Origin of the sequence: Oxalicibacterium sp., assembly GCF_035565035.1 — a bacterium.
GTDB lineage: Bacteria > Pseudomonadota > Gammaproteobacteria > Burkholderiales > Burkholderiaceae_D > Oxalicibacterium.
This window is the reverse complement of sequence record NZ_DATMTD010000044.1, coordinates 1-11,925: the sequence shown is the minus strand read 5'-3', so window position 1 is coordinate 11,925 and position 11,925 is coordinate 1. Positions and strand designations below refer to the sequence as shown.

General features: G+C 55.5%; 17 protein-coding genes. 1 reads left to right on the top strand and 16 read right to left on the bottom strand.

Going from position 1 to position 11,925, the window contains the following annotated elements; translation table 11 throughout:
- The 5 genes from VN114_RS04330 to purB all read right to left on the bottom strand — a co-directional run.
- The coding region (locus tag VN114_RS04330; protein WP_325512355.1) for a MarR family transcriptional regulator at positions 1 to 381 on the bottom strand (381 nt) is incomplete at its 3' end.
- 71 nt (positions 382 to 452) lie between these two features.
- Positions 453 to 1,019 (bottom strand): YceI family protein, encoded by a 567-nt coding sequence (locus tag VN114_RS04325; protein ID WP_325512353.1) that lies wholly within the window; start codon positions 1,017 to 1,019, stop codon positions 453 to 455.
- A 60-nt stretch (positions 1,020 to 1,079) separates the two neighbouring features.
- Complete coding sequence (locus VN114_RS04320) at positions 1,080 to 1,649, bottom strand: YceI family protein (protein ID WP_325512351.1); 570 nt, start codon at positions 1,647 to 1,649, stop codon at positions 1,080 to 1,082.
- A 20-nt stretch (positions 1,650 to 1,669) separates the two neighbouring features.
- Positions 1,670 to 2,194 carry a cytochrome b gene (locus tag VN114_RS04315; RefSeq protein ID WP_325512356.1) on the bottom strand — a complete coding sequence of 175 codons (525 nt, stop codon included), beginning with the start codon at positions 2,192 to 2,194 and terminating at the stop codon, positions 1,670 to 1,672.
- Positions 2,195 to 2,353: 159 nt separating this feature from the next.
- The gene (purB, locus tag VN114_RS04310) at positions 2,354 to 3,721 is read right to left on the bottom strand and encodes an adenylosuccinate lyase (RefSeq protein ID WP_325512349.1); all 1,368 of its coding nucleotides are present in this window, start codon (positions 3,719 to 3,721) and stop codon (positions 2,354 to 2,356) included.
- Between the two features lie 209 nt (positions 3,722 to 3,930).
- On the opposite strand from purB, the gene VN114_RS04305 reads away from it, so the two are divergent.
- Positions 3,931 to 4,539 carry a glutathione S-transferase N-terminal domain-containing protein gene (locus tag VN114_RS04305; RefSeq protein WP_325512347.1) on the top strand — a complete coding sequence of 203 codons (609 nt, stop codon included), beginning with the start codon at positions 3,931 to 3,933 and terminating at the stop codon, positions 4,537 to 4,539.
- A 93-nt stretch (positions 4,540 to 4,632) separates the two neighbouring features.
- On the opposite strand, the gene bfr is transcribed toward VN114_RS04305, so the two are convergent.
- From bfr to VN114_RS04250, 11 genes are all read right to left on the bottom strand, one after another.
- The gene (gene bfr, locus VN114_RS04300; RefSeq protein WP_325512345.1) at positions 4,633 to 5,106 is read right to left on the bottom strand and encodes a bacterioferritin; all 474 of its coding nucleotides are present in this window, start codon (positions 5,104 to 5,106) and stop codon (positions 4,633 to 4,635) included.
- A 321-nt stretch (positions 5,107 to 5,427) separates the two neighbouring features.
- Complete coding sequence (locus VN114_RS04295) at positions 5,428 to 5,838, bottom strand: biopolymer transporter ExbD (RefSeq protein ID WP_325512343.1); 411 nt, start codon at positions 5,836 to 5,838, stop codon at positions 5,428 to 5,430.
- Positions 5,838 to 6,563 carry a MotA/TolQ/ExbB proton channel family protein gene (locus VN114_RS04290; RefSeq protein ID WP_325512341.1) on the bottom strand — a complete coding sequence of 242 codons (726 nt, stop codon included), beginning with the start codon at positions 6,561 to 6,563 and terminating at the stop codon, positions 5,838 to 5,840. Before VN114_RS04290 ends, VN114_RS04295 begins: the two co-directional genes overlap by 1 nt.
- A gap of 13 nt (positions 6,564 to 6,576) precedes the next feature.
- Positions 6,577 to 7,263 carry an energy transducer TonB gene (locus VN114_RS04285; protein WP_325512339.1) on the bottom strand — a complete coding sequence of 229 codons (687 nt, stop codon included), beginning with the start codon at positions 7,261 to 7,263 and terminating at the stop codon, positions 6,577 to 6,579.
- Positions 7,264 to 7,290: 27 nt separating this feature from the next.
- Complete coding sequence (locus tag VN114_RS04280) at positions 7,291 to 7,512, bottom strand: (2Fe-2S)-binding protein (protein WP_325512337.1); 222 nt, start codon at positions 7,510 to 7,512, stop codon at positions 7,291 to 7,293.
- A gap of 80 nt (positions 7,513 to 7,592) precedes the next feature.
- Entirely contained in the window at positions 7,593 to 7,916 is a 324-nt protein-coding gene (locus VN114_RS04275; protein ID WP_325512335.1) for a hypothetical protein, read from the bottom strand.
- An 86-nt stretch (positions 7,917 to 8,002) separates the two neighbouring features.
- Positions 8,003 to 8,200, bottom strand: a complete 198-nt coding sequence (hemP, locus tag VN114_RS04270; RefSeq protein WP_325512333.1) for a hemin uptake protein HemP — start codon at positions 8,198 to 8,200, stop codon at positions 8,003 to 8,005.
- A 177-nt stretch (positions 8,201 to 8,377) separates the two neighbouring features.
- A complete protein-coding gene (locus VN114_RS04265; RefSeq protein WP_325512331.1) occupies positions 8,378 to 10,006 on the bottom strand; it encodes an FMN-binding glutamate synthase family protein in 1,629 nt (542 codons plus the stop codon).
- Between the two features lie 120 nt (positions 10,007 to 10,126).
- A complete protein-coding gene (mnmA, locus tag VN114_RS04260) occupies positions 10,127 to 11,254 on the bottom strand; it encodes a tRNA 2-thiouridine(34) synthase MnmA (protein WP_325512329.1) in 1,128 nt (375 codons plus the stop codon).
- Positions 11,247 to 11,735, bottom strand: a complete 489-nt coding sequence (locus tag VN114_RS04255; RefSeq protein ID WP_325512328.1) for an NUDIX hydrolase — start codon at positions 11,733 to 11,735, stop codon at positions 11,247 to 11,249. Before VN114_RS04255 ends, mnmA begins: the two co-directional genes overlap by 8 nt.
- The coding region (locus VN114_RS04250) for a hypothetical protein (protein WP_325512326.1) at positions 11,732 to 11,925 on the bottom strand (194 nt) is incomplete at its 5' end. The genes VN114_RS04255 and VN114_RS04250, both read right to left, overlap by 4 nt.

The following is an 11,925-nucleotide window of genomic DNA, read 5'->3' as shown; positions in this document are numbered from 1 at the left end:
ATCGAAATCCTTGTCGGTGTAGCCGGCAAACGAACGCTTGCCGAACGCCACCTGTGGCGCGAAGACGCGCTTGAATTCGGCGTCGCCCTTGCGCGTCAGTTTCACGATGGTGCTACGCCGGTCTTCCGGTTGCATCATGCGCACGACCAGTCCCTTTTCCTGCAGACGATCAACCACGCCGGTCAGTGTGCCTTTGGTGATCAGCGTCTTTTCTCCCAGCTCCTTGAACGTCATGCCGGGCGTATTGCCTAGGGTGGCGATGATGTCGAACTGCGACGGCGTCAGACCGGTGCGGCTGCGTATGTTGGCGCCAGCCTGACGGCCGAACGCGTGATAGCACTCGGACAGTAATCGGATGCTGCGGAGATAACGTTCTTTCATGGGCGATCAATCGAATGCGCAAATAAAAAAGCCGACGCGGAATGGCGTCGGCTCGAGAGCGATCAGCCGAATCAGTCTGCCTTGACTGCTTCCACCTGGATTGCCAGTTTAACTTCCGGCGAGAAGGCAGGCAAACCATAGTTCATGCCGAAGTCGCTGCGCTTGAATTCTGCAGAGGCATCGGCGCCACAGACTTCGCGCTTCAGCATCGGGTGCTGAATGCATTTGAACTTGTTGATGGTCAGTGTCAGTGGTTTCGTCACACCGAGCAGCGTGAATTCACCATCGACTGCCACCGGCGTATCGCCGTTGAACCTGAACGATTTTCCCTTGAAGGTCGCCGTTGGATATTGCGCGACATCGAACAGGTCCTTGCCGCGCGCCTTTTCGTTCATCTTCGCGTGGCCGAAATCGACCGAGCCGGTATCGACCGTGATATCGACGGAGCCGGTTCTCGCCGCACGATCGAGGACGATGTTGCCACTGGTCTTGTCGAACTTGCCGCGCCACACCGAGATGCCCATGTGATCCGCTTCAAAGCTCGGATAGGTGTGACTCGGCTCGATGTTATAGGTATCCGCAAAGGCGGAGGTGGCGCCGGCGGCCAGCAGACAGGCCAGGACGAGAGATGATTTCATGCGTTGTCTCCTTGAATGTTCGAATTGTATTTGTGGTTATCTGTCGCGTGCGTGCCGCGATTACTGTACCGTGACGACGCGGAACTTGATCAAGACTTCGTCGGCAACCATGCTGGTGTCTTTCCATTCACCTTCACCAATGTTGTAGGTCAGACGCTTGATCGGCAGCGCGCCTTCGAACACTTGCGCATTGCCATCCTTCTTCACATTCAACGGGAAGTGAACATCGGTGGTCTTGCCCTTGATCGTCAGTTTGCCTGCGACGTCGAGCTTGCCGGCCGCAACCGGTTTGATGCTGCTGGAAACAAAGCTGGCTTTCGGGAATTGCGCGGCGTTGAACCATTCCTTCTTCAACACTTCCTTGTTGTAATCAGGATCGCCGAGATCGAAGCTGGCGATGTCGATATCGACATTGGCTTTCGAGGCTTCAGGTTTGGCAGCGTCATAGGTGATTTGTGCATCGAATTTCTTGAACTTGGCATCGACCGGAACATTCAGTTGTTTGAAGGTCGCGGTGACGCTGCTTTTCGATGCGTCTGCTTTCAATGCAGCGGCAAAGACGGGGAGGGCGATACAGGCAGTGGCGACCGCGATCCAGCGTGCGGTTTTGCCGAAGGTACGAGTGAACATGAAAATCCTTTCAGGAGAAGTTAAGGAAGCATGCGTTGAAAAGTGCGGTCGCGATCAATGAACTGATGCTTGAGCGCGGCCAGAACATGCAGACAGAAAACTGCGAGCAATGTCATGTTGAGAGCGTAATGCGTTTGTCTCAACAGGATCTTCAATTCCGGATCGGGAGCGATGAAAACCGGCAAGGGAAAAATACCCAGATAGACGACAGGCACGCCGGCAGACAGGCTGAAGAAATAGCCGGACAGCGGAATGGCGAAGATCAGAAAGTAGAGCAGGCCGTGCACTGCATGCGCCGCATTCTTTTGCCAGGCAGGCATGCTGTCAGGATAGGTAGGCGCCTTGTGCGTCAAACGCCACAACAGGCGCAAACAGGCGAGTCCGAAGACGGTCACCCCCATCCATTTGTGCCATGAAAAATACTTGAGCTTGGTCGGGGTCAGGCCGGGAATATCGACCATCGTCAGGCCGAGCAGAAAGGTGGCGATGATCAGCAGCGCAACCAGCCAGTGCAGCGCGATGGCGGGAAGCGTATAGCGATGCATGTGGCGATCAGCAGGTCGGCGCATGGTTTATTGTCAAAAGTTCGAACTAGAACGAATATAGCAAAATAAGAAAAAGCGTGCCGGCAATCGAATCGGATTGCAGGGCACGCTTTTTTTGCATTCTGGCGGATGAGCGCCGAAGAAGCAGGTTTTCGTCGATCAGATTTCCTTGGCAAGCCTGGTTGCATAGCCGATGTAGTTCGCCGGCGTCATTACCAGCAACTGATCCTTGGCTTCCTGCGGAATCGCGAGCGTGACGATGAACTGCTGCAACGCTTCCTTCGAAATGCCTTTGCCGCGTGTCAGGTCCTTCAGTTGTTCATACGGATTCTCGATGCCGTAACGACGCATCACGGTTTGTACCGGCTCGGCCAGCACTTCCCATGTTTCGTCCAGGTCTTCGGCCAGACGTGCCGGATTGACTTCCAGCTTGTTCAGTCCGCGCAGGCAGCTGTCGTATGCCAGCACGGCATAACCGAAGCCCACACCGATGTTGCGCAGCACGGTCGAGTCGGTCAGGTCACGCTGCCAGCGCGATACCGGCAGTTTTTCTGCCATGTGTTTCAACACCGCATTGGCCATGCCGAGGTTGCCTTCGGAATTTTCGAAGTCGATCGGGTTGACCTTGTGCGGCATGGTTGACGAACCGATTTCGCCTGCCTTTGTCGATTGCTTGAAATAGCCGAGCGAGATGTAACCCCAGATGTCGCGGTTCAGATCGAGCAGAATCGTGTTGGTGCGTGCGATAGCATCGAACAATTCCGCCATGTAATCGTGCGGCTCGATCTGGATCGTGTACGGGTTGAAGGTCAGGCCCAGACGTTTTTCGATCACGTCTTTCGAGAACGCCTGCCAGTCGGTGTTTGGGTACGCGGACAAGTGTGCGTTGAAGTTGCCGACGGCGCCGTTCATCTTGCCCAAAATCTGCACATCGGCGATACGTTTGATTGCACGCTGCAGGCGGGCGACGACGTTGGCCATTTCCTTGCCGAGTGTGGTCGGGCTGGCAGGTTGGCCATGCGTACGCGACATCATCGGCAACGCGGCGTTGTCGTGTGCCAGTTGCGTCAGCTTGGCGATCACGCCTTGCAATGCCGGCAGCAACACGTCATCACGTGCCGCCTTCAGCATCATGCCGTGCGACGTGTTGTTGATGTCTTCCGACGTGCAGGCGAAGTGGATGAATTCGGTGGCGGCAACCAGTTCCGGCACGTCTTTCACTTTTTCCTTCAACCAGTATTCAACCGCCTTGACGTCGTGATTGGTGACAGCTTCGATTTCCTTGATGCGTTGCGCATCGGCTTCGGTGAAATCGGCAACCAGTGTATTCAGGCGATCGTTGGCCGGTGCGGAAAACGGTTTGATTTCGGCAAAGCCGGCGGCCGACAACGCTTGCAGCCACGCGATTTCCACTTTCACACGATGATGCATGAAACCGGACTCGGACAGAATCGGACGCAATTTATCGGTCTTGGAAGCGTAGCGGCCGTCCAGCGGTGAAAGAGCGGAGAGTGTGGAAAGAGGCATGATGATGAGTGGAAAACGCGATGACGTGAATGGAAATGGCTGGCAATTCCGGAAAATCCCGAAAAAATGCCGGCAAATATTGCACAAATGGAATACGACATTTTACCACTGCCGTGCGTCGCAAAACCGCCACGGCTTCATAGAGGGAAACGGCGATTTGGACGTGCGCGCGATGTATAATCGCCTTCCGATTTTCAACGCAGGCATTTATGAAACTGATTGGTTCTCTCGGCAGTCCCTATGTGCGCAAAGTGCGTATTGTCATGCTGGAAAAAAGGATCGAGTACGATTTCTCTCTTGAGAATGTCTGGGCGTCCGATACCACAATTCAGGGATCGAATCCGCTTGGCAAGGTGCCGTGCCTGGTGATGGAAGACGGTGGCGCAATGTTCGATTCGCGCGTGATCGTCGAATACCTGGATACGCTGACACCGGTCGGCAAACTGATTCCGCCAAATGGCCGCGAACGCGCCGAAGTCAAATGCTGGGAAGCGCTGGCGGACGGCGTGGCAGATGCCGGCATGCTGGTAAGGCTGGAAAAAACGATGCGTCCTGAAGAGCAGCGCAGCAAGGAATGGGTTGCGCGTCAGATGTCCAAGGTCAATGCAGGCTTGCAGGCAATGTCGGCTGGCCTGAAGGACACGGCATTTTGCGCCGGCAATCAATACACACTGGCCGATGTGGCGGTGGGTTGCGTGCTGGGCTGGTTGTCGTTCCGCTTTCCGGAGATCAACTGGCGCGAAGACTATCCGAATCTGGACAAGCTGTATGAAAAATTGTCCGAACGTCCGTCGTTCAAGGAAACCGTGCCGCAGTAAGTCGCTAACGATCACTGACGATACAATGAAAAAGGGACGCCGAGGCGTCCCTTTTATTTTTTCGGCACCGCTGGCGACAGGAAACGCGATACCTTATTCGTCCGCCATTTGCGTTTGCAGATAATTCTGGATGCCGACTTTTTCGATCAGATCGAGTTGCGTTTCCAGCCAGTCGATATGTTCTTCGGTATCGTCCAGAATGAACTGGAACAATTCGCGCGAAACGTAATCGCCTGCTGCTTCGCATGCGGCAATGCCTTCCTTTACGGTTTTCTGCGCAGCGACTTCCAGTTTCAGATCGCAGCCGATCATTTCCTGCGTGTTTTCACCGATCATCAGTTTATGCAGCGCCTGCAGATTCGGCAGGCCATCCAGCATCAGAATGCGATCGATCAGTTTGTCGGCGTGTTTCATTTCGCCGATCGATTCTTCGTATTCCTTCTTGGCGATTTTTTCAAAGCCCCAATGCTTGTACATGCGTGCATGCAGAAAGTATTGATTGATGGCGGTGAGTTCGTTGGTCAACTGCGCGTTGAGCAACTTGATGATGTTGTTGTCACCTTTCATGGGAGCCTCGGAAAGTGATGTGAAATAAAAGACTAGGGACGATTGGCTACGCATTAAGAGCGCAATAGCACAACCGGTAAGAGTGCGCACATGATAGCCGATGAACCCTGTTTTTCGATCATCCTGCATGCATTTCGTTAGCTGGAATCATTCGTGTTTCGATTGCAGCGCAACCGAACCGGCAAGGTAATCGGGGCGTGAGATGCGGAGATGCGTCGCAGAAATAAAAGCGCGCCGGATGATTGTCGCGGCGCGCTTTTTTTGTGGCTCTGGATGTGCGTTCGACGAACGCATCCGGTGAGGCGAATTATTTGAAGTGAATTACTTCGGTACTTCCGTCACGAAGCCCATCTTGGTCAAGCCGCCGGCCTGTGCTGCGGACATCACCTGTGCCACTTTTTCGTATTGTGTGGTGCGATCTGCACGCAGATGCAATTCCGGTTGCGGCGTGACTTTCGCTGCATCCGCGATGCGATTCGCGAGCTGGCTTTCATCCAGTTCTTCGTTGTTCCAGAAGACCTTGCCATCGGCAGCGATCGACAGGTTGATCGTTTCCGGCTTGACGTCGTCAGGCTGGCTGGCTGCGCGCGGCAAATCCAGTTTCACCGCGTGATTCATTACCGGAATCGTCATGATGAAGATGATCAGGAGAACCAGCATCACGTCAACGAGCGGCGTGGTATTGATCTCCGGATTGAAGTCGTCGTCATCCGACAGGGAGCCCATTGCCATCATTTACCTCCGACGGCGACCAGTTTGGAACCGCTGGCACTGTTGCCACCGTCTTTTGCACGGGAGCCGGTGACGAACAATGCATGCAGATCGAAACCGAATTTGTTCATCTTGGCGATAACAGCCTTGTTGCCGCGCACCAGTGCGTTGTAGCCGAACGTTGCAGGAATCGCGACCGCCAGGCCGAGTGCGGTCATGATCAGTGCCTCACCGACCGGACCGGCGACCTTGTCGATGCTTGCCTGACCCGACGTGCCGATCGCGACCAACGCGTGATAGATACCCCAGACAGTGCCGAACAGACCGACGAACGGCGCGGTGGAGCCGACCGATGCCAGCACCGCCATGCCGGTTTGCAGGCGCGCCTGTGTTTCATCGATGGCTTGACGCAACGACAGCGTGATCCAGTCGCTGACCGACAGTTCGTCGTGCAGGTGACCTTTGTGTGCGACATGGTGATCCATCGCAGTCACGCCGGCTTGCGCGATATCGGCGAACGGATTGCCGGTGCCGAGCGTCGCCATGCCTGCCTGCAGGCTGGTCGCGTCCCAGAATTCGTGTCCTGCGGCACGTGCGGATTTGCGATACTGGAACAATTGCAGCGCCTTGGTGACGATGACGTACCACGATGCGATCGACATTGCGATCAGCAGGACTGCGACGCCTTTGGTGACGAGGTCACCTTGCGCCCACAGACTTTCCAAACCGTACGGACTGACTTCCATGATGATTCCTTCTTTATCTATTCAACGTAAAATTAATTGGCACGATGGCATAGGCTGGCGCCGGTTTTCCATCTTCCAGATAAGGCTTGAACAATGCGCGCATCACCGCATCCCGTGCTGCATCGTCCATCCGTAGCGAACCGGACGATTTTTGCACTTCCACTTTTTCGGCACGGCCTTTTTCATTGATCAACACACGCAGGGTTACCGTGCCTTCGTTGCCCATGCGTGCATCGAGCGGCGGATAAACAGGACGCGGTGCGTTGATGTAGGACACGCCGGAAATCGTTTTTGGAACAGCAGGTGCCGCCGGCGCAGGTGGTGCGGACGGCGCAGCATCTGACGGTGGCGCATTGGAAGGTTCGGCCGCCGGTGGCGTTGCTTCGGTAATCGCCTGCGGCGCTGGCTTGTCAGTAATGACAGGGCGCGGTTTTTGCGTCACGGTTTTTTTCACGACCGGGACGGTCTTCGGTGTGGGTTGCGGCTTGGGTTCCGGCGCAGGCGGTTGCAGCGTGACGAAACTGGCAACGATTTCCCGCGGAAGAATTTGTGCAACCTGATGCATCAGGCCGCTGCGCAATGCGTAAAACAATGCGATGTGCAGCCCGATGATAATGAGGAGAGGTCCGAATCGTCGCAGTTGCTGTGTCAGATAAGGAGGAAGAACCGGCGCAGGCGACGACATGGATGTTGCATTCATAAAATACGTGCTTTTAACTACGACTACTTATGCAGCCATTGCATTCAGTTGGAATACGACCGGTTGAGCCGTTGCAGGTTTCGCATCGGCCAGACATTCACGCAGAACACGCTTGGCGCACGAATGGCACTTGCCGCAGCAGGTGCCGACCTCGAGCTCATCACGCAATTCCGACATGCGCGTGATACCGTCATTGACCGCCTGACGGATCTTGCGTTCCGATACATTATTGCAGACACAAACAATCATCGATGCCTCTTGCTGCTTCTTTGCAGGTTAGCGATACCAACTTCAAGTTATTCCGGCATGCTTCGCCGGGCCTGTTTCATTCAGTTGACGGCTCGACTGCCAGTTACCAGTCTTGTGAACAGTCTGAATTTCTCCGGTTGCGGCATTGCGCGTTCCACCACCGTTGCCCACTGTTCCGATAGCTGCTGGCAGGTTGCCCGCAACACCGGCGCCAGATCGGGCAGATCGGCCAGCGCCTTCAGGTGCCGTTCGATGACCGATGCCAGCTTGATGCAGGAACTGGCTTCCTGGCTGTTCGCCGTGTAATGCGACATCAAATGCAACACCGCTGAAACCAGTAATTCCGGTTGCGCTGGCGCCGTGTTCGGCTCCTGCAATGCCAAATCCGTTTTTTCGATTGCCATTCAAACTCTCCTTGTGAGGTGTTTGGCTGGCTGGCGCAATACGATTACTATCGTGCGGGCTGGCTGTCGGAATCGCTGTATTTCTGTTATGCCGTCAAAATCAATTTATTCAACTGCGTCAAGCGCAGGCGGTAAATCCGTCCTTCGTGCGCAATTTCCACTTCGCGCATCTGCCGGAACAAATCCCGGCTGTTGATTCGCGGGACCGCCTTTTCAACCACAGCGTCATCACGTGTGGCAGAGGGCGCTTTTTCCTGTGCATTACGTTGTGCCGAGATCGTCATGACGAACCTTTTTAATAAATGAGAACAATTCTTGTTTAGATTATCTTTGATTTATCCACGGATTACAAGTTTTTTTCTCGCGTTGTGGCGCAAGAGGACGTTTACGGTTGGAGAAGTTGCCGGAGAGGCAAGAAGTTGGCATATGGCTATATGGATAGCCATATGTTGGCTGCAGAATCAGCGAATCGGATGAAAAGATTCGGCTTGGGCAATCGGCCAGTATTTGGCGAATACTTCCGGCAAGGCTTGTGTCGTATCTGCCTCGCTGAGCAACTGGCCGGGTTCCAGATACGGCAACAAAGCCGATGCGAGCTTGACCTGATTGGCGGAGACGCGACGCACCAGATGATGCGGTTTCAGTTCCGATGGATGACTCAGTCCCGCGGCTGCGATCAGTTCGGCCAGTGCTTTCAGTGTGTTCCGGTGAAAGTTGGCAACGCGCTCCGCCTTGTCCGGTACGACGAGTGCGCGCTGGCGCATCGGATCCTGCGTCGCAATGCCGGTCGGGCAGCGGTCGGTGTGACAGCTTTGCGATTGAATGCAGCCGAGCGCGAACATGAAGCCGCGCGCGGAATTGCACCAGTCGGCACCGAGCGCCAGGGTGCGGACAATATCGAAGGCGGTAACGATCTTGCCTGATGCGCCAATCCTGATCTTGTCGCGCAGGCCGATGCCGACCAGCGTGTTATGCACGAGCAGCAGTGCTTCCTGCAGCGGCACGCCGACGTGATCGGTGAATTCAACCGGCGCTGCGCCGGTGCCGCCTTCTGCGCCGTCGACTACGATGAAATCGGGTGTGATGCCGGTTTCCAGCATGGCTTTTGCAATGCCGAAGAGTTCCCATGGATGGCCGATCGCCAGTTTGAAACCGGTTGGCTTTCCGCCGGAGAGCATGCGCAATTGTTCTACAAAATGCAGCAAGCCTGTCGGTGAATTGAATGCGGAATGCGACGACGGAGAAATGCAGTCGATGCCTTCCGGCACGCCGCGCGCTTCCGCGATCTCCGGCGAAACCTTTGCCCCGGGCAGCACGCCGCCGTGTCCGGGCTTGGCGCCTTGCGACAGCTTGATCTCGATCATCTTGACTTGCGGCAGCCGGGCATTGACTTCGAATTTTTCCGGCGAAAAGCTGCTGTCTGCATTGCAGCAACCGAAATAACCGGAGCCGATTTCCCACATCAGGTCGCCACCCGGCTCATCTGCATGCTCGGGGCGATGATAGCGGCTGATGCTGCCTTCGCCGGTGTCATGCATGAATCCGCCAATCTGCGCGCCACGATTCAGCGCGCGAATGGCATTGCCCGACAACGCGCCGAAACTCATCGCAGAAATATTAAAGATGCTGGCTGAATAAGGTTGCGCGCGATCCGCGCCGATCGTGATGCGAAAATCGTGCGAGCCGACCTTGGCCGGTACGATCGAATGATTGATCCATTCGTAATCGCTTTGATAGACATCCATCTGCGTGCCGAACGGTCGCTTGTCGATGGCCTGCTTTGCCCGCTGATACACCAGCGAACGCTGGTTGCGCGAGAACGGATTGGCCGCAGCGTCTTCTTCGAGGAAGTACTGGCGAATTTCCGGACGTACCGATTCCAACAGATAACGGAAGTGCGCAAGGATCGGGTAGTTGCGCAACAGTGCATGTTCTTTCTGGCGCATGTCTGCGATGCCCACTGCCATCAGCGCACCCGACAAAACCACCATCCACCAGCCTGTATCGAGCAACAGCCCGAATGCCAGCGACGTTGCAAAGACGAGGCTGACCACCATCATGCCCAGATAACGTACAGGAAAACCGCGCATCTTTTCTCCTACCTGATTATTGCCGTCCGATGATGGCCGGTCGCGGCACAGTGTATAACGCAGGCAGAATTTTTTTTGCGGGGAATCGGAAAAGGCGGCGGAAGACTTCCGGCCGGAAGCCTAGGCAATCGAACTCGTATTGATGATGCCGCCGCCGAGGCAGACATCGCCCTGATACAGCACCGCCGATTGTCCCGGCGTGACGGCCCATTGCGGCGTATCGAACGACAGCGAAAAATCGTCGCTGTACGTATGCTGTGTACACGCGACATCGGCCTGCCGATAGCGGGTTTTTGCCGCGACCTGTTCTGCATCCGGTGGCGCGCCGGCGATCCAGCTCATCTGGCCGGCGGTCAATTCAGATGACAACAGCCACGGATGATCGTGACCTTGCACGACATACAGCGTGTTGTTGGCGACGTCCTTGCGCGCCACGTACCAGGGATCGCTGCTGCCGTCGGCATTACGGTGCGATTTCATGCCGCCGATACCGATACCCTTGCGTTGTCCCAGCGTGTAGAAACTGAGGCCCACATGTTCACCGACGATGGTGCCTTCCGGCGTTTTCATCGGGCCGGGTTTGTACGACAGATAGCGATTAAGAAAATCGCGGAACGGACGTTCGCCGATGAAGCAGATGCCGGTCGAATCCTTCTTTGTTGCATTCGGTAATTTCAACTGTTCGGCGATCTTGCGTACTTCGGTCTTGCGGATTTCGCCGAGTGGGAACAGGGTCTTCGACAATTGCGCCTGATTCAGGCGATGCAGGAAGTAACTTTGATCCTTGCTGCCATCGACCGCTTTCAGCAATTCGAACTTGCCGGCATTCGCGCCGGTACCGGCTTCGCGCACCCGTGCGTAATGTCCGGTGGCGATCATGTCCGCGCCAAGATGCATCGCGTGATCGAGGAAGGCCTTGAACTTGATTTCGGCATTGCACAAGACGTCCGGATTCGGCGTGCGGCCGGCTTCGTATTCGCGCAGGAATTCGGCGAACACGCGATCCTTGTATTCGGAGGCAAAATTGACGGCTTCGATATCGACGCCGACCACATCGGCCACGCTGGCCGCATCGATCCAGTCCTGACGCGTCGAGCAGTATTCGGAATCGTCGTCGTCTTCCCAATTCTTCATGAACAGACCGATGACTTCATAGCCTTGCTCTTTCAACAGCCATGCGGAAACCGATGAATCGACGCCGCCGGACATGCCGATGACGACGCGCTTTTTGGCCGAACCTTTAGCCATTTACTTCCACTCCAAAAACCGATGCGTGCGTTTGCAACAGTTCCAGCGGCGCGCGCTTGCCTGCCAGATAATCGTCGACGCGCTGCAGGACGGACGGACTGCGGTGTTTTTCCTGGCAAGCAACCAGTTCGTCATAACTCATCCAGACTGCGCGCAAAATGCCCGCGTCCAGCGGTTGATCGTGCCTGGCGCCGACCTCGCCGCAAAAGCTGAAGCTCAGATAAGTGACGTCATGGCCGGTGCGCTGCGAGACGTAGCGCGACATGTACATGCCGACTAGTGCGGTCGGGGTAAAGTCGTGTGCGGTTTCTTCGAGGGTTTCGCGCACGACCGCCTGTTCCAGCGATTCGCCCTGGTCAAGATGACCGGCCGGCTGGTTGAAGCGGACGCCTTCGCTGGTTTCTTCTTCGACCAGCAGGAATTTGCCGTCGCGTTCAATAATTGCCGCCACCGTCACGGATGGTTTCCACACGTCAGTCATAGCACCCCTCGAAAGAGGCGACATTCTACCGTGTCAACGACGCTTTTGCGTTCTCGCAGGTTAAGCTCGTTGGCAAAAATGTGATGGGTTTGACATGTCAAAACAACAAGCAAGCTGATTTTTTCGCAAAAAATTGAGGCAGGTTGTTGGTGAGTAGAAAAAAAACCGGCAGAATCACGAACCTTTGCTT